Source organism: Streptomyces sp. NPDC052107 (assembly GCF_040680215.1).
Classification (GTDB): Bacteria; Actinomycetota; Actinomycetes; order Streptomycetales; family Streptomycetaceae; genus Streptomyces.
In genome coordinates, this window is record NZ_JBFAWG010000111.1 from 411 (window position 1) to 17,227 (window position 16,817).

The following is a 16,817-nucleotide window of genomic DNA, read 5'->3' on the forward strand; positions in this document are numbered from 1 at the left end:
GCCCACCGGGGACCGGGGACCGAACGACACCGACACGGGGACCGAGCCCACCGGGGACCGGGGACCGAACGACACCGACACGGGGACCGAGCCCACCGGGGACCGGGGACCGAACGACACCGACACGGGGACCGAGCCCACCAGGAACCGGGGACCGAACGACACCGACACGGGGACCGAGCCCACCGGGAACCGGGGACCGAACGACACCGACACGGGGACCGAGCCCACCGGGGACCGGGGACACACGGTGCCTCTGCGGAGCAAGACGGCCACGAAGCCCCGGACTAAGACCAAGGGGAAGCGCGCCCGGTCCCGCAGCCCGCAGACGCAGCGCGCGCCGCGGGAGCTCGAGCAGTCGGTGGACCAGCTCGTCCAGCAGGTCCGTCCGCACGTCTCTGCCCTGCTCGAACGGGACGGCAACGAGTCCGTCACCCGGGTCCAGCTGCGGGAGATTCTCCGCCGTGAGGGCCTGAAGGGCGGCCGGAACGACCGGCTGAGCCTCGTCCTCCAGGAACTGCGGAGTGACGCCACCACGACGACAAGGAGCTCCGCCCGATGAAGACCTGCCACCAGTTCGACGCCGTCCGTGCGGAGTACGAGCGGGAGATCGGCTTCATGCTCGCCCACTCAAAGCGGCACGAGGGCAGGCCGGCGGCGAAGTCCAGCGCGAAGCAGGCTGCCTCGACGAAGCAGCGGATGGCCCGCGCGCTCAACAGCCACGTCGGTCGCTGCCCCGAGTGCGGCTGAACCGGCAAAACCCCGCTCAAGGCCCCCTAATCGCAAAGGGTGGCCCGGCTCCGTGCCGGGCCGCCCGCCCCGCTTGAGGAGACACGCCTTGATTCCGCGTCCTGTTCGCTCATCCGAGGCCACGGTCGTCGAGGCCAGCGCCTGGGCGGACGTCCTGGTCCGCCGGAGACTCCTGCACGCCGCCGTCCTCGCGCCTACCGGCCAGTGGCTCGTCCAGGGCCACTCATAAGGATCCGTCCGCGTCCTTACGGGACCGGCCGACGTCCTCGCGCTGGCCGCGAGCATCCAACAGCACACCCGCTCCACGAGGCCCGAATCCTGATGACGAACCCCACCCAGACCGGCACCGCCCCGGAACCTGCTCCCAACTCCAACTCGGTCTCGGGGCGAGCAAGTTATCGGCCAAGACACTCTTCCCCGTCGGGGAAGCGCGCCTTGCCCAAGCCCGCCCCGGGGGTGGCGAGAGCGGACCAGCACCGGGGGGTGCTGGTCCGTGAGACAGCGACCGAGGGCGGATCGCAGCCGGAGGAGACGCCTTCCCTACGCGAGTCGCGCGCCGCGAAGAAAACCTCGCGCAAGCGCTCGCCCAAGCCGCCCTCGCACAAGCGTGATTACGTCTGCAGCGTCCGCCTGAACGGCGACGAGAAGACCCTGCTCTGCGCTGCCGCCACCGCGACCCGTACGAGCCTGCCAGGCTTCCTCGCCCGCAGCGGGCTCGCCGCCGCTCACGACCTCGACAGCACCGCCGCCGCCATCGCCGGCCACCGCGAGCTGATCGCCGAGCTGTTCGCCGCACGCCGGCACCTCGGACAAGTCGGCAACAACCTCAACCAGATAGCCCGGGCCATCAACTCCGGCGGCCAGCCAGCGGAAATCGACGCTGTCGTCGCGGCGGTCCAGTGCGCCGTGACCCGCGTACAGGCAGCCACAGACCGACTGCTGGAGCAGCGCTGAGCTGGCTCCCCTTACCGCCCCGCACCCCGCCACTCCCAGCGACGACCTCGGACAGCAGCATGATCCCCCGGATACAAAAGCGCGGGCAGCGCACCATCGGTCTCCTCTACTACCTCTACGGGCCCGGGAAGCACGAGGAGCACATCGACCCGCACCTGGTCGCCTCGTGGGACCACAACGCTCCCGACCCCGGCCGCGACCCGTCTGCCACCCTCAAGCAGCTCCAGCAGCTCCTGGACCAACCCGTCGAGAACATCGACCAGGCCGACCGGCCGAAGAAGCACGTGTGGCATCTGTCCGTCCGCAACAGTGCCGAGGACCGGATCCTGACCGACGAGGAGTGGGGCGAGGTGGCCCGCCGGATGGTCGCCGCCACCGGTATCGACTACCCCGAACAGGGCGCGGGCTGCCGGTGGGTGGCCGTCCGGCATGCCGACGACCACATTCACATCGTCGCCACGCTCGTCCGTGAGGACGGCTACAAGCCCGACCTCGACCACGACGCCGCTCGCGCCCAGGCCCAGGCCCGCGCCTTGGAAGCGGAGCTGGGCTTGCGTCGGCTCAACAAGGGCGACGGCACCGCGGCCCAACGCCCCACCAGCGCCGAGCGCCACAAAGCCGAACGTCAGGGCCGCGAGCGCACCGCGCGGGAGGAACTGCGCGAAACCGTGCGCCGTGCGGTGGCCGGCGCCAGCAGCGAGACCGAGTTCTTCGACCGGCTGGCCGCCGCCGGCCTGATCGTCCGTAAGCGCGTCGCCCCCTCCGGCGACCTGCTCGGCTACAAGGTCGCCCTGCCCGACGACCGCAACAAGGACGGCGAACCGGTCTTCTACCCCGGCGCCCGCCTGGCCCCCGATCTGTCACTGCCCCGTATCCGGGAGCGCTGGTCCGCCGACACTCGCGACCAGGACGCCACACCGGCAGATGTGCCCGCCCCTGCCGCGCCGAGCGACCCGGCCACCGCCCGCCGACGCACGGCCTCGGCCGCGTGGAACGCGGTGCTCGTCATCGAGCACGGCGACGACGCCATCGCCGCCGCGTACATTGCCGCTGCCGGCGAGGTCCTGGACGCGCTCGCGAAGACCTCCGCGGCCCGCACCAGGCGCGAACTGCGTGACGCCGCCTTCGCGTTCGAGCGGGCCTCACGCTCCCACGTCCGCGCCGAGCGTGGCCACGACCGAGCGCTGCGGCAGGCCGCCCGTGACCTCGTCTATAGCGGTCCGGCGTTGGGCCGCGGCGAGGACGGCGCGACCACCGCGATGGCGATCGACATGCTGTTCTTCCTCATCACCGCCGCCGCCCACTGGCACGCGAAGAAGAACCACGCCCAGCAGGCCGCCGCCGCCCGCCAGGCCGCCGAACATCTGCGCGCCGCCTACCAGGCCGCCGCCGCCCAACCCCTCGGTGCCCTCTACCAGCGAGGCCGGCGCCTGGGCCGGGCGCTGCGGCAGCGGCAGACGACGGTGCTGCGCACAGCGCTGCCGGAGTTGGCCGATCAGATCCTCGCCGAGCCCGGCTGGTACGCGCTCGCCGCCACCCTCGCCGACGCCGAAGCCGCCGGCCACGACCCGGCCGCCCTGCTCGCCGACGCCGCGGGTCGACGGGAGCTGGACACGGCGGAGTCCGTCAGCGACGTCCTGGTGTGGCGGCTGCGCCGGGCAGCGGACCTGCCTGCGGATACCACCGGCATGGTGCCCGACGCTCACGCCGCACAGCGCTCGGCACAGCGCGCCGGGCAGCACATCCCCGGACAGGCCCGGCCTGGGCGTGGCCGGTCGTGACTGTGGACTTTGTGAATTGAACAGGTCAGCGGACTTCGCGCACGATCATGACGCGTGCAGGACGAGACGAGGGAGGACACCGGGTGTTTCACCGGATACGACGACGCCGCCGCGCGGAAGAGGGAGAGTTCAGTGAGGTGCAGCGCCAAGCGTGCGAGGCGTGGCTGCGGATGGCCGACCAAGTGCCGCCGGTCCTGCAGATGCAGGAGGAGCATCAGCTCGCGGAGCCGGCGCCGGTTGTGGACGACTTCCTCCCGCCGGAGCTGCGCGTCCCCAGCCACGACCAGCTCGACGGCCGGGTGATGCCCTGGCCGTGGCCGGTCGTCCTGGACGGCGAGGTCGTCGCCTGCACCGAGTGCGGCGCCTACCGCGAGTGGCTCATCCTATCCACCCACGACCAGGTCTGGCTGCGCTGCCAGGCCGGCCACGAGCAGCACGAGACCCGTCTCGACACCGCGTGGTTCAACCGACACTCCGGCCCGGGAGATGCCATCCACGCCACGTTCGAGGACTGCCTGCGGCACCTCGGCCACCGCTGACCTCCACTCCTTCGACCCCTTCTCGGGCCCACGGGCCCGCACTGTCCAACCGTCACCGAGCACCACAGGGGTCAGTTCACCCATGCGCGTTCGCCTCACCATCACCGCCCTCGGCCTCACCGCCGCCGCCCTCACCCTGCCCGCCTGCTCCGCCGGCACCAGCCAGGCGAAGACCACCTCCCCGTCCTCCGCCCCCGCAGACCACCCGGCCACCACCAAGCAGAGCGACGCCCCGCTGTCGTCGGCCGCGCTTCAGCCCCGCCTGCTCGACGAGAGCGACCTCGGGTCCGACTACACCCGCAAGCCGGAGGACACCTCCAGCCACGACGACGTCACCGTCACCGGCTGCCCCGCCCTGGAGAAGCTGGGCGGCGACGCGGCGGCCAGCGGCTCCCTCGACTTCCCCAACAAGGCGAAGCTGTCCTTCACCTACACCGGCGGCAGCGCCGGTTCGGAGGTCTCCGAGGAGCTGTACAGCGACACCCCCACGAAGCTGTCCGACGGCATCGATCGGATCTTCGACGCCATGACCGGCTGCCCGACCTACCAAGTCGTCTCCGGCAGCACCGCCATCAACGTCACGTCACAGAAGACGACCGCGCCCCGGCTCGGCGACCAGCAGTGGAGCCAGCTGATGACCTTCACCTCCGGTGGGCAGGACAGCGTCGTCAAGCAGACCGCGATACGTGAGGGAAGCCTGCTCCTCATCGTCTCTGGCGCGCCAGCCCTGGTCGGCCAGCATCTCGACAAGGCCCTCGCCAAGGCGACAGCAACCCGCTGACGCGCCCGCAACGGCGCCCTCGACCACCACGGTCGAGGGCGCCGTGACGATCCGAGGATTCAGAGCATCCGGGTGAGCGTGCTGGGCGTCGCCGAGCAGCGGCCGGCCTAGGGTGGCGGGTCAGAGGGCCCTCGACTTGAACCGCCATACCGCGTGCTCCATCCCGCCCGGTTCGTGTCCGAGGGCGGCGGCGGCCTCCTCGTACACAGCTCGCAGCTCCTCGTACTGCAGGCCCGTGACGCCGGCATCCGCAGCGAAGGCCCGCAGGTGTACGTCCACAGCGACGTGCGATCGACCGAGGAGCTCACGGCCGTCCACAGCCGGTACGACAGTCTCCGGTCCGACAACGCTGGGTCCTCCAGTGATGCCCCGCGGCCGGGTGGGGACAGCAAGCTGGACATAGCCCGTGCGCGACGCGACAAGGGCGAGAGCGTCACCAGCATTGCCAAGGCGCTGGGAGTCCACCGCGCCACCCTCTAACCGCCACCTGGCAGAGAGGGCCTGAGAGAGGCGCTCAGGGGCGCAGTCAGGCGCTCACCTCGGAGTGCACCGGAACGGGCGGGCGCACTCGCGTGAGTGCCTCCGCTCGGGCGAGAAGGTGGGGCGCAAGGTCGGGGTACCAGCCACGGGCCACGGCTTGCAGCATCTCGGCCAGGGCCGCGAGTTCCCCGATTCGACCGGCGGGGGTGTCGAGGATGGCGGCGAACTCTTTGCGGATGCGGGCGGCTACGTCGGGTACAAGCAGGCTGTTGGCGTGGAGAAGCCCCGCGTCATAGCCGAAGGGCACCAGGCCCCACCGCTCCCAGTCCAGCAGGCACAGGGGCTCGGCGGTGAGGTTGCCCCAGTGCAGGTCACCGTGACCGGTCACCCGCTCCACGTTGGCGGGGGCCGGGATGCCGAGGAACTGGGGGAAGGCTCGTTCGATCCATCCGTCCCGGACGGTCGTCTTCACACCCTCCGCTTCAGCGAGCAGGGCAAGGGCTTGGCGAAGGTCCGCCCACCATTCGTCAGGCAGCGCCGGATCGTGGTCGATGTCGGCTCTGTCCGGGGACACCACAGGTTGCGTGAGGTAGTCCAGGACTTCGGCCTCGAAGGCCCACTCGCCGTCAGTCCAGTCGTGCACCCCGTGCAGGCGGGGGCGCGGGACGCCTTCGGGTAGGAGCTGGGAAGCCCCGACGATGCCCTCCCCCTGCTTTCTGCCCGCGTTCCTTTTCGCCGTCCGGCTCACCCGTAGCCACCGGTCCTCCGCACGGCGTCCGAGGGTGACACCGAGGAAGCCCCACGCCAGCGGCCCCGTGCAGCTGAGGCCCAGTGCCTTGGCCGCCCGGTCGTGGGCTGCCTCCATCAGGACTCGTACCTCCTCATTCACCGGCGAGTTCATCCGTCACCCTCCTGAGTTCCTGGGCCGTCAGCGGCGCAGCCAGAGCCTTGGCCATATCGTCCCAGTGCTCGCGGGTGCTCGCGGAGGTGAGGACGACATCGAGGCCGGGGCACGAGCCAGCGGCCAGCAGGGCAGCGGCTGCGGCCGACAGGCCGGGGCGGATGAGGTTCACCAGTTCGGGTGTAATGGCGTCGAGGAGTTCGCCCCCGTGCAGGGGCGCGGAGCCGAACGTGATCAGCCCGGCGTCCTTCGCCTGTACCAGTGGTCCGCCGCCGTTCAGGGCCTGTGTGATCGGGGCATCCATGATCAGGCTGACGGGCATCTGCACGCCCGTGAAGTGATGCTCGGCGGAACCAGCCGCCTGGCGTGCGAGCGCGAGCAACTCGGCGACACTGAACGCTCCGGAGGTTAGGCCCGACCAAGTGGCGACGCCGTACCCACCGATCCTGCCCGCATGGGCGAACTCCTCCAGCGCCGTGAAGGCTTCCCGCACACGCCCGTGCAGAGCGGCGCGGTCAAGGCCGTGCCCGTGGTGCTCGGGGTTGTGCACGAACACCAGGTCCACGCGCCCGAGCGCGGCCAAGGATCGCTCCGTCTGCCAGCGGACGAAGCCTCGCTCAAGGCTGTGCCTACCGGCCGCCTCTTCCCGGGTGAGCACGCCCTCAGCCAGCGCGCTGCAGCCTTGCTCCTCCGTGAAGAACCCCGTCTTCGTGGCTACCCGCACGGTCGGGTATTCCCCGAGCACCGGGCGCAGCTCCTCATGCGCCTGACCACGACCATAGTTGGGTGCCGTGTCCACCCAGGGGCTGCCTGCGGCCAGGGCGGCGCGTGCCGCCTGACTGACGGCACGCACGCGGTATGTCCCCAGGCAGAGCGCGGCGGTCACAGCGCCGTCCCCACGACTGCGACGGCGTGGCCGTCGATGAGGACGGAGACCAGTTCGGCCACCTCCTTGACCTCAAGCCCGGCGGAGTCGGCCACCTCCCCCAGCGTGGTCGGCTGGTTGGTCAGCAGCGTGCCCAGCGCGGGCGCCGCGGACTCAGCGAAGTCCCACGCGGTACCCGCCGCGGAGAAGGTGACCGTGCCCTGTTCGCGGTTGGCCGTCAGGCGACCTCTCGGAGCGGTGAGCTTGACCGTGATCTCTCTCCGTGCGGGGAGTCCGTCCACGTAGGGCAGGGACGGAATCGCGTGGCCCAGGTCTGTCGTGTCGATCGACTCCGCCCACCGCTCCACGAGGCGGGGGTCCGCCATCATGTCGGCCACCTCACGTCGTACGGCGTCGATGAAGTCCGACTGTTCCGCCAGCGAGCCGAAGCGCGGGATGTCCCGGCGCAGCGCGAGGGACGCCCGGAGCTGATCGACGACCCACAGCATCAGGTCAGCGCCGGTGTGCGGGACCATGCCGAACGTCAGGTGAAGGGATTCCGTCCCCTGATCGGCGGTGACCGAGTGCCACCACCCGCGCGGCAGGTAGAGCACGTCACCCGGGGACAGAACGAGGTCCGCCACCGGGTCGCCCTCCGGCTCCTCCGGCGACTCCACGTCCCGGAAGGTGGGCGCCTCACGGGTCATCCCCCACAGGCGCCACCGCTTCGAGCCATGCAGTTGCACCACGACGACATCGTGGTCGTCCCAATGCCGGCCGAAGCCCTCCCGCTCGGTCCACGAGGCGTACACGTTGGCCTGCACGGAAGTCCCGAGGAAGCGTTCCAGCCCCTCCGCAGCCGCCCCCACGGCGGGGTGGATCTTCTCCACCGCGTCGAGGACCAGCGACGCCCCGTCCCTGAGCTGGGCGTGGAAGTCGGACGGCTGGATACGGGACCAGGTGACCGCGCGGCGGTTCGTTGTCGGGATCGCGTAGCGGTGCAGCGGCACCATCTCGCCGTCAGCCGACAGGCGCAGCCGGGGCGGCTCCAGCCGCTGCGTGGCGATGATCCGGTTCAGGTCGTCCCAGGAGAACAGACCCGCCACGTCGGCGACCCCGGGGAAGTGCGCGTACGAGCGGTGGTACGTCTGGGCGAGGAACCTGTCCCCGCCCAGACGCCCCGCCCACGAGGCTGCATCAAGCAACGTGGGCGCTCCCGTCAGTCGTTGCCGTCGGAACGGCCACTGCTGACGTCCGACTCCTGCTCGGCACGCGTGCGCGCGGCCACGATCTTCCGCTTCGCGACGAGCAGTCCACCCCCCTCGGGGGCGGCCGACGTGGTGTTCTCTTCCACCATCGGACTTACCTCTCTCTTCTCGGGGACTCCCACCGGGATTCCGGCAGGAAGCAAAGGGACAGCGACGAGCGCGGCGGACGCCGACCTTGGCGACGACGGGCGCCCCGTGCACCGCGGGCACCTGCACGGCGGGGACTTGGTCGGCGAACCCGAGATCACAGCGTTGCGGTGTCTCACCTGCACCATGCGCACCGGGTCGTACATCCGGCCCCCGACGTATGACACCCGGAGAGTCATGCGCCGGTCGTCATGAGCGCACACCAGCGTCAGGGCCGAACCTCCGCCGGTACCCCAGCCGCCACCCCCGCGCCGTAGCGGACCCACTTTTCGTTTCGCTCGGTCGCTGCCATGGGGGAAATCATTGGCCTACAAAGCGACGGCTGTGTAGCTCTTTCCCGTCATGGACTAAAGATCATGAACGGCAGGCGGCGGACCACTCCGCCAACAAGGCTCGCGCTTCGTCCCCGAACATCGCATAGCCCTCCAGCGTGGAGAACAGTTCCAAGTGCATGTCGATGTCGCGTGGATCTCTCAGGATCACGACACCGGTGGTGTTCTCCACGGTGGCCAGGGTGTCGTCATAGATGGTGAAGGTGTCCATCGGAGCCATGGGCTTGTATCCCGCGATGGGGATGACGCCGAGCTTCACGTTCGCAAGATGGGTCAGTGAGGCCAGCCGGTCAATCTGCATCGACATCGCAGCCGGGGGCAGGAGTGGCCACCTCACAGCCTGCTCGGTGAGAATGAAAGTGAACCGCTTCTCCGTGTCGTAAAGAACCTCCTGTCGCTCCAACTTCCTCGCGATCGTCTTGGTGACATCAGCCGGAGAATGGGCAAGGCTGGCGCGTATGTACTCAGGGGTGGACAGCAGTCCTGTAATCATCGAGAGCAGGAAGAAGCGGAACTCCGTGGACGAGGATTCAAGAGCGGCAAGTTCAGTCTGCTTCTTCTCCAGGCCCCTACGCCGGAGCGAGCGCAGGTCTTGCCATTCGGTGTTGGCCAGCCTCGCGAGGGCAACGACCTCCTCGATGACCTCGGGCGGAGCCACCACGGCCCGGAGGATCCTTTCCAGATCCAGCAGACTCGGCTGGACTTTCCCATTCTCGATCCGACTGATCTTCGATTGGGACATGTTGCAACGCCGAGCGAGCCGGTCCCCAGTGAGGCCGGCTCGCTTGCGTAGTTCTTTCAGCAGGGCCGCCAGTTCCTGTTTCGGCTGCCCGAGCTGCTCAGGATCGAACGTCACCCGCTGCTCACGTACTCCAGGAACGGCACGGATTCAGCAATGGCAATCCGCTTCCACTGCCGGTACGGCTCCGGGTCGCCCTCGTACAGCTCCCGGTTTATCTGTGTCCCATCCGCCCGGTAGTTCATCAGGACCACCTTGGATTCGTCGAACATCCAGAAGTCCTGATACGGAAGTCCCGGGTTCTCCCGGTCGGTGAGGTCGAGGATACGGATATCCTCGCCCACCTTAACGTGATGCCGGTAGTAGTACTCGAATTCGAACCGAAGGTAGTCCGAGAGCGGGCGGGTCACGACGTGCACCCTGCCGACTCTCTTTCCTTCCGAGGCCCACTGCCGGACCTCATCCATCCAGGCCGATGTGTAATCGTCCGGCGACTTCTCCCCGGCGAGGAATCGCTTCAACTTCTCCGCTTCCTGGGGCATGGTGTAGACGGGCAGCGTCTCCAGCCTCCACGCCTCACGCTCCATGGAATCGAAGCAGTCGTTCCAGGCGTCACCATCCAAGTGCACGGAACGCCACCCTGAGAACCGCCTCCGGGATTTCCACAAGCCCTTCCCCGGCGGGCGGGGTGAAGGCGTCGGACACGTCACCCTGCACCACGAACGACCCCGCGGCCGTGCGGTACACGTTCGGGCAGTCCTTCTCTCCGCACTCGCCGTTGCCATTGCCCGTGAGCCGGGTGAGTGCCGAACGCTCGGACATGCCAAACCCCCTTGCTCTGGCCCCGATTGGGCCGCCTGCCCATGACGTTAGAGGGGGCGGGGCGCAGCGTCTATGCACGAACACGACTATGCGTGTCCTCGCATAAACCCGTGCGGCCGGAGGGGCGCAACCGAAGGGGAGGAAGAGGAGCGGCAGGGTGCGGGGGCTGACTGAGGGACCCCGTCCTACCTGCTCCCGGCAGCAGGCCACCCCGGTGCAGGCTGCCTTCAGGGCCGCCTACCACCTCCCGCCCGTGAACGCGGTAGCGGTCGGCACGGACAACCCCGACCACCTGCGAGAGCTGACCAACGCCCAGAGCTTCGCGGTGGACGAGGAGGCCGTCCGCCACTACCGCAGCCTCCTGCGCAACCGCCGTCAGGAGTGAAGCTCGGCGATGAGCCGCGCCGCCTCCTCCCGGGCGGGCTCCAAGCGGGGATCCTGGGGATGGGCGTGCGGCCCTACGACCTTCGCACAGAAGAACAGGGCCATCAGCCGGCCAGACCTGCTCTCCAGGTCTGGCCGACGCTCCGCCCACACTCGTTGTGCCAGGGCAGGGACGGCGAGGGAGTTCCCCCAGAGGGTGGCCGCGTCCAGTCCGCGCGGCGCCATCCCCCAATCCTCCCAATCGATGATGCAGAACTCGGGCCCGGTCACGTTCGCCCACGTCAGATCCGCATGTGCCGGCGTCCACTCATCCACGGTGGCGTCTACTTCGGGGAAGAATGCTCGGATCGTCCCAGTCACCAGTTCCTGGGTGGCCGTCTCTGTGTCCGGAGTGGCGAGGCGGTGCGTGCGCTGCGCGGCGAGTGCGTCCAGCGAAGCATTGAGTGCCGCCCACCAGCCGTCCGACAGTTGAGGATCCTCGATCACCAGAGCGGCTTGCCCAACGGGCGGGGCGGTGACCAGCACCATTTCGTCTGCCCGCCACATCACCGGCTCGTCCCGCTCGCGCCACGCCAGCCCCGCATACCACTTCGGCATAGACACTCCATGCAAGACCGCTGCGGCCTCGGTGCCGTTCCAGCCCTGTGCTCCGATCCGGTCGAAGCTGCGCCGCTCAACCCTCACCCACGTTCCACGGTCCGTCCGCGCCCCAACCGAGCGCCGCTTGCACACCACGGTGTCACGGACCAACTGCATTTGAAGGGACCGCTCCACGTGTTCGAGAACGTCATCAACCGGCTCAACACGCAAGTCCACGGCCCGTGCACCAGGCGAAGAGAGCGTCATCTGGACTCCTTGGGCCCTCGCTGTGGGGTAGGGGCGACCTGCCGTCAGGTGAAAGCACCCGTAAGTTGATTAATGTAGTGGGTGATGTGCGGCATCCTGTGCGGCAGTTGATCGAGCGGGAAGAGGCGGAGCGCCTGGCATTCGCCAAGGACGAGGTCGGTTGCGGCAACTTCCCCCCTCTACGGAGCGAGGAACAGCTGCGGCGGGATGATCTGCGGGAGGAGGGACCGCGACGGCCCGCGAGACGCTGGATTAGACGGGCGTGTGCTGTGCTGTTCGGCGCGGTCTGGTTGAGCGGATCCATCCGGCGACGGGTGTCCACTGCGTGTACCTGGCAGGGGACGCAACGAACAGTGATGCGGTTGAAGAGCGGCTTGGGTGGCGAAGAATGCGGCGGGCCTGTAGGTTCTCAATTTCAGTGTCAGGCGCCGACCCTGTGACCTGGATATTTCCCTTGAGTCTCACGTTGTGTCGGCAGGCGGCTGTCTCAGATCGGTGTCATTTCCTCAGGCTGTCCAGCAGGCTGCAACGCGGCCCGGGGCGTCACGAACCTGCATCGGCAACCATCCGTTCCACCCACTCACACACCTTCGTTGCACACGAACGTCCCGAGCGTCGTCGCTGACAAGCGCCTGCGGGACTACGGACGGGTTGATCAGCCCATAATTGGAGTCAGTGCCGAGCGACGCGGCGCATCGCACCCGCCCCGGGTGCACTCACCGCGATCGGAGAGCATCGTGAAGAACAGCGCGTTGTGGCGAGTGGTTGACAACGAGAGTGGTACCCAGTCCATCGTCAGCTCGCCCTCCGAGGCGGTCGCGTTCGTCAACAGCCGGTTCGACACCGATGACGACGACGAGTCGTTCAGCATCACCGAGGTCGGTCCTCTCCTTCCGAAGCCGCTCGGGGTCATCACTGCATGGGCTGCCGAGAAGGACGGCGAGCGAACCGACGGGCGTACTGCCCCGATCACCATCAGGCCGGTTGTGACGGACAACGCCAGCGAGTGCGATGACGTCGTGCTCTGGGGCGACGTGTACGTCTCCTGGGACCACGACATGTACACCGTCGAGGAGCCGGACAGCTCCGAGTACAGCGAGGCTTACAGCGCGGCCGAGTTGAGCGCGATCCTCGACGAGTACGCCGATGACTACGAGTACGCGCCTGAAGGGCCTGAAGGGCCCGACAGCCACAGGTGGCCGAAACCGGAAGAGTTGATCACCTACGGCGCCCAGGAGTGCGCCAAGCGGTTCGGGCACCTCGACGACGACGCCCTGCTGTGGCTCGCTGCCACCCGCATCACGCTCGCCGTGTGGCGCAACACACCCGTCGAGAACTGGCATGCCGGGGAGAGTCCGCTGCACGACGGCACAATGATGCGGATCAACGCGGCAACCACCCGACTCGTGCGCTCGATGCTGTCGTTCGACCATGTCGACTGGATCGGTCTCGGTCTCGCGATCGTCAACCCGTCCCGGGTTCTACCGACCGGGCAGTCTGTGCTCGAGCTCGGGCTGGCCTGCCACAACCCTGACGACCCGGCACACGAGGATGATCCGCGCGTAGAACTCGCGGAGATGGCACAGGTCGCGATCTCATGGGGGCGAAGGTACTGCCTTAGCGAGAAGGAGTTCGGTCTGCGAACCCTGGTCGAATCCTTGTGCGCGTTCGACAACGGCTGGTTCGGAGCACCGAGTTGGGGGCGCATCGTCGATCGGTTCCTTACGGCTGTCGACGACCGGGAGAATGCGCACTGGCGCATACACCGGGACAAGCCTTGGTTCGACGAGTGGTTCACCAACCGGCCGGCCGACATTGCGGACACCACGGAATTTCGTCGGCTGCTCCTTGCCGGACCCGACCTGCTGTCCGAGGAGGCCGCCGAATGGTGCGTGGATGGCGCCATCGGCTACGTCTGTCAGGACGACCACGCAAACGGCTGCCCGCTGTGCGGTATCCCGCTGGCAACGGAGTCCTCAAACGAGTGACGGCAGTGGCCAGCGATTCTCAATCCCGTGTCAGTTCGGCCAGTCACATGACATCGCGACTGAGAAAATGACACGGGATCTGAGAACCTACAGGGCCGCTTCATGTCCGTCGACACGATCTACCCGCCGATGCTGGCAGCACTGGAGGAAGACGTATGACCGAGCAAACGGCACAAGAGCGACCGGGCATCGCAGCCGCGATCGTGGTACAGGACGGCGCCGTGCTCATGGTTCGCCGCCGGGTCGCGGAAGGTCAACTGTCTTGGCAGTTCCCGGCGGGCGAGATCGAGGGGACGGAGACCCCTGAACAAGCAGCCGTGCGAGAGACGAGCGAAGAGGTCGGCATGGAGGTGACCGCTCTCAAGGTCCTCGGAGAACGGGTTCACCCCAAGACTGGCCGGAAGATGACCTACGTGGCCTGTGTCGTAGAGTCCGGCGCTCCTTACGTGGCGGACGACGATGAACTGGCTGAGGTGGCATGGGTCCGGCATGCCCAGATTCCCGCGTACGTGCCATACGGCCTCTTCGACGCGGTGCAGGTATATCTCGACGCCGCACTGAGCCGGTAACACCTCGGTGCGTGCTGCGGACGGAGGACGAGGCAGCTTCGGGTAATCAGACCGCCCTCCCGACGAGCTAAGGAACTGGTCGTGGACACTGAAATCGGCCTGATCTGCCTGCGGTTGGTTAGCGTGGCTTCGCCATTGCCTCGTCGACCAAGTGTTCACTCATGGAGTGCCAGAGCTTCAGGTTGTATAACTCTCGTGCCACCTTCGTGTCTCCCGCGGACCGCGCTCGGCGGCCGACGTCTCATTTGTGTGCGTCCGGTGGCGTAAGACGCTGCCGCCATGGGTGGTCCGGCACGGTTACTGTGATGGCGTTCGCCAACCAAATGCGTTGAGGTTCGCCGAGCAGCGGCAGTACCGCTTCGAAGTCTGTCTCATCCTTCTCCCGTGTCGCCTTCGCCTTGTAGTAGAGCTGCACCTCGGGCGCCAGGTAGGGGATACCAGTCCCGCTTCTTCGTCCCAACCGCTCGATCGGAAGCCGGATCCGTGGGGTACGCCGAGAGACCCAATGGGTGCCCTCCGCCTCGTCCAGCATGAGCTGCACGGACCAGGGTGCCTCAGGCGTGCGTCGGCACCAGATGTCGTGGAGGGACGGCTGAAGAGTCTCCCCAGAACGCCACGGGCGCAGCCGCCCCATGCCAGGTGGGTCCGCCACGTACAGGTCCCAGTCGGTCAAGAGATCGCGCACGCGAGCTTGGTCCCGTCGGAGGACGAGGACATCGAGATCGCCGTGCGGGCGTAGCTCACGGCCGACGGCGAGTTCGATCGCGTACCCGCCAGCGATCCACCACGGGAAGTCGGCCGCAGCGAACATGACAGCTAGATCTTCGGGACGAGCCGGCACCCAGCGCCCCACTCCCTCAATACTCACCTGTCCATGCTCTCAGTGAACGAGGCCCCGGAAGGGAAATCCGACGTAGGCCAGCCATACACAGAGGCCAGCTATGGGGTGAGCCGGTTCGGTCCGCGGAAGAGGAAGGTGGCCTCGCGGATCGACTCCAGACCGAGCAAGACCATGAGTACGCGTCCAAGGCCCATGCCCAGCCCGCCGTGCGGTGGGCACCCGTACCGGAACGCGTTCAGGTAGTCCTGCATCGGCTCCGGACTCATGCCCTTCTCGGCGGCTTGCTTCAGCAGCACGTCGTAGCGGTGCTCGCGCTGGGCGCCGGTGGTGATCTCCAGCCCCTTCCAGAGCAGGTCGAAGCTCAGGGTCACGCTCGGGTCGTCGGCCGGCCGCATGTGGTAGAAGGGCCGGATGCCCACGGGGTAGTGGGTGATGAACACGAACTCGTGGCCGGTGGCCTGCTGGATGTGGGCGCTGATGCTCCGCTCGCCCTCCGGGTCCAGGTCCTCCTTGGTTCCTTCCGCGTCCCATCCGCCCTTGCGCAGGATGTCGTGCGCCTTGGCCATGGTGATGCGGGGGAAGGGCGTCGTGGGGACGGTGATCTCCACGCCGAACTGCTCCCGGACCGCATCGCCGTGTGCACCGGCGACCTTGGTGATGGCGTGGGCGAGCATCTGCTCCTCGAACGCCATAACGTCCTCGACGCCGTCAATCCAGGCCAGCTCGACGTCGACGCCGGTGAACTCGGTGGCGTGCCGGGAGGTGAACGACGGCTCTGCACGGAAGACGGGGCCGATCTCGAAGACCTTCTCGATTCCGGCCGAGATCGCCATCTGCTTGTAGAACTGCGGCGACTGGGCGAGATAAGCGCTGCGATCGAAGTAGCCGAGTTCGAAGACCTCGGCGCCAGACTCCGAGGCGGTGCCCATGAGCTTGGGGGTGTGCATCTCCGTGGCGCCCTGCGCATAGGCGTACTCGCGCATCCCCTGCTCCAGGGTGGTCTGCACAGCGAACATCAGCTGAGCGGCGGGACGGCGGCGTACGTCCAAGAACCGCCAGTCCAGGCGGTGCTCCAGGCCCGTGTGCTCGTCGATGGGCAGCGGTGTCGCGGCCCGGTTCAGGACCTCGACCCGCTCCGGGATGATCTCCAGGCTGTGGAGCTTCACGATCGGGTTCTCGACGACGCGGCCGGTGATCCGCACCGCGGACTCCGGCGTGAGCTGCTGCAGGGCGGCCTCGATGTCATCGCCTGCGCCGCCGCGCCGGTGGGTGACCTGCACCATGCCCGTGTGGTCGCGTACGACGACGAACTGGACCTTACTCAACAGGCGCAGAGTGTGCGCCCAGCCCGACACGGAAACGGTTCGACCCAAGTGCTCGCGCAGGTCAGATACCAGTACACGATCGGTCGTATGGATCATCGCAGCCCTCCAGGGCGTCATGGTGATCCCTTGGGGGCGCGGGCGAGAAGGGGACTCGCGGTTCCACCACGCCTTCACCACCACTCGACAGTGGCGGCCTCATTCGTGGCCGGTAACGAGGCCAGCCGGCGGGGCATTGGACCACATGGCCGTTCCTCCCCGCACTCAGGAGGGTCTTCACCCCGGGGCGCGAGGCTGCCTTCCCAGCTGCCAGCAGCTCTCTCGGCTCGCGTGATCCCGGGCTACTCGTCTCCGTCATCGCGTTGTGACGGAGGATAGCGATCCAGGGCCTCGAGACGACAGCGAGATTTCTGCTAGAAGGCTCATGAAGATCTTGGTGAGGGGCTGTCCGGCCGTAGGCCGGGCAGCCCCTGTTCGCTATGCGGTGGCAGGGGCGAGTTGCCAGGTG

20 protein-coding genes and 2 pseudogenes are annotated in these 16,817 nt (G+C 67.9%); 12 read left to right on the plus strand and 10 right to left on the minus strand.

All coding sequences use genetic code 11. From position 1 onward, the window contains the following. The 8 genes and pseudogenes from AB0M27_RS42075 to AB0M27_RS42110 all read left to right on the plus strand — a co-directional run. A pseudogene (locus AB0M27_RS42075) lies at positions 1-562 on the plus strand (hypothetical protein); the annotation flags it as partial. Beyond that, entirely contained in the window at positions 559-750 is a 192-nt protein-coding gene (locus AB0M27_RS42080; RefSeq protein WP_073946777.1) for a hypothetical protein, read from the plus strand. The pseudogene AB0M27_RS42075 and the gene AB0M27_RS42080, both read left to right, overlap by 4 nt. Before the next feature lie 88 nt (positions 751-838). Continuing rightward, complete coding sequence (locus AB0M27_RS42085; protein ID WP_234377039.1) at positions 839-979, plus strand: hypothetical protein; 141 nt, start codon at positions 839-841, stop codon at positions 977-979. Between the two features lie 206 nt (positions 980-1,185). Continuing rightward, positions 1,186-1,704 (plus strand): plasmid mobilization relaxosome protein MobC, encoded by a 519-nt coding sequence (gene mobC / locus AB0M27_RS42090; protein WP_365730552.1) that lies wholly within the window; start codon positions 1,186-1,188, stop codon positions 1,702-1,704. Between the two features lie 59 nt (positions 1,705-1,763). Next, positions 1,764-3,485 (plus strand): relaxase/mobilization nuclease domain-containing protein, encoded by a 1,722-nt coding sequence (locus AB0M27_RS42095; RefSeq protein ID WP_365730554.1) that lies wholly within the window; start codon positions 1,764-1,766, stop codon positions 3,483-3,485. Positions 3,486-3,568: 83 nt separating this feature from the next. Next, the gene (locus AB0M27_RS42100) at positions 3,569-4,024 is read left to right on the plus strand and encodes a hypothetical protein (RefSeq protein WP_365730556.1); all 456 of its coding nucleotides are present in this window, start codon (positions 3,569-3,571) and stop codon (positions 4,022-4,024) included. A gap of 82 nt (positions 4,025-4,106) precedes the next feature. After that, positions 4,107-4,805 (plus strand): hypothetical protein, encoded by a 699-nt coding sequence (locus AB0M27_RS42105; RefSeq protein WP_365730558.1) that lies wholly within the window; start codon positions 4,107-4,109, stop codon positions 4,803-4,805. A 153-nt stretch (positions 4,806-4,958) separates the two neighbouring features. Further along, positions 4,959-5,285 (plus strand): hypothetical protein, encoded by a 327-nt coding sequence (locus AB0M27_RS42110; protein ID WP_365730560.1) that lies wholly within the window; start codon positions 4,959-4,961, stop codon positions 5,283-5,285. A 46-nt stretch (positions 5,286-5,331) separates the two neighbouring features. On the opposite strand, the gene AB0M27_RS42115 is transcribed toward AB0M27_RS42110, so the two are convergent. From AB0M27_RS42115 to AB0M27_RS42145, 7 genes are all read right to left on the minus strand, one after another. Further along, positions 5,332-6,186 (minus strand): hypothetical protein, encoded by an 855-nt coding sequence (locus AB0M27_RS42115; protein WP_365730562.1) that lies wholly within the window; start codon positions 6,184-6,186, stop codon positions 5,332-5,334. After that, positions 6,167-7,039, minus strand: coding sequence for an aldo/keto reductase (locus AB0M27_RS42120; protein WP_365730564.1), 873 nt, complete (start codon positions 7,037-7,039; stop codon positions 6,167-6,169). Before AB0M27_RS42120 ends, AB0M27_RS42115 begins: the two co-directional genes overlap by 20 nt. Before the next feature lie 29 nt (positions 7,040-7,068). Beyond that, complete coding sequence (locus tag AB0M27_RS42125) at positions 7,069-8,256, minus strand: cupin domain-containing protein (RefSeq protein WP_365730567.1); 1,188 nt, start codon at positions 8,254-8,256, stop codon at positions 7,069-7,071. Between the two features lie 14 nt (positions 8,257-8,270). Then, the gene (locus AB0M27_RS42130; protein WP_006143122.1) at positions 8,271-8,408 is read right to left on the minus strand and encodes a hypothetical protein; all 138 of its coding nucleotides are present in this window, start codon (positions 8,406-8,408) and stop codon (positions 8,271-8,273) included. A 412-nt stretch (positions 8,409-8,820) separates the two neighbouring features. Further along, positions 8,821-9,654, minus strand: coding sequence for a helix-turn-helix transcriptional regulator (locus tag AB0M27_RS42135; RefSeq protein ID WP_365730569.1), 834 nt, complete (start codon positions 9,652-9,654; stop codon positions 8,821-8,823). Next, complete coding sequence (locus AB0M27_RS42140) at positions 9,651-10,166, minus strand: DUF6879 family protein (protein ID WP_365730571.1); 516 nt, start codon at positions 10,164-10,166, stop codon at positions 9,651-9,653. Before AB0M27_RS42140 ends, AB0M27_RS42135 begins: the two co-directional genes overlap by 4 nt. Further along, positions 10,150-10,359 (minus strand): hypothetical protein, encoded by a 210-nt coding sequence (locus AB0M27_RS42145; protein WP_365730573.1) that lies wholly within the window; start codon positions 10,357-10,359, stop codon positions 10,150-10,152. Before AB0M27_RS42145 ends, AB0M27_RS42140 begins: the two co-directional genes overlap by 17 nt. 157 nt (positions 10,360-10,516) lie before the next feature. Between AB0M27_RS42145 and AB0M27_RS42150 the strand changes: the two genes are divergently transcribed. Further along, positions 10,517-10,744 (plus strand): hypothetical protein, encoded by a 228-nt coding sequence (locus tag AB0M27_RS42150; protein WP_061915924.1) that lies wholly within the window; start codon positions 10,517-10,519, stop codon positions 10,742-10,744. Here the strand turns inward: AB0M27_RS42150 and AB0M27_RS42155 are convergent. Beyond that, positions 10,735-11,589, minus strand: coding sequence for a hypothetical protein (locus AB0M27_RS42155; protein ID WP_365730575.1), 855 nt, complete (start codon positions 11,587-11,589; stop codon positions 10,735-10,737). The two genes, AB0M27_RS42150 and AB0M27_RS42155, sit on opposite strands and share 10 nt — an antisense overlap. A 226-nt stretch (positions 11,590-11,815) precedes the next feature. On the opposite strand from AB0M27_RS42155, the pseudogene AB0M27_RS42160 reads away from it, so the two are divergent. The 3 genes and pseudogenes from AB0M27_RS42160 to AB0M27_RS42170 all read left to right on the plus strand — a co-directional run. Beyond that, positions 11,816-11,956: pseudogene (locus tag AB0M27_RS42160) on the plus strand (NUDIX hydrolase); the annotation flags it as partial. A gap of 370 nt (positions 11,957-12,326) precedes the next feature. Further along, positions 12,327-13,577: a hypothetical protein gene (locus AB0M27_RS42165; RefSeq protein WP_365730577.1), complete on the plus strand. Its 1,251-nt coding sequence runs from the start codon at positions 12,327-12,329 to the stop codon at positions 13,575-13,577. A 155-nt stretch (positions 13,578-13,732) separates the two neighbouring features. Next, positions 13,733-14,146, plus strand: coding sequence for an NUDIX hydrolase (locus tag AB0M27_RS42170; RefSeq protein ID WP_040896670.1), 414 nt, complete (start codon positions 13,733-13,735; stop codon positions 14,144-14,146). A 241-nt stretch (positions 14,147-14,387) separates the two neighbouring features. Here AB0M27_RS42170 and AB0M27_RS42175 read toward each other — a convergent pair whose 3' ends face one another. Both AB0M27_RS42175 and aspS read right to left on the minus strand, forming a co-directional pair. After that, positions 14,388-14,957 (minus strand): amino acid transporter, encoded by a 570-nt coding sequence (locus AB0M27_RS42175; RefSeq protein ID WP_365730582.1) that lies wholly within the window; start codon positions 14,955-14,957, stop codon positions 14,388-14,390. Positions 14,958-15,085: 128 nt separating this feature from the next. Next, positions 15,086-16,408 (minus strand): aspartate--tRNA(Asn) ligase, encoded by a 1,323-nt coding sequence (aspS, locus tag AB0M27_RS42180; protein ID WP_365730580.1) that lies wholly within the window; start codon positions 16,406-16,408, stop codon positions 15,086-15,088. Positions 16,409-16,817: the final 409 nt, after the last annotated feature.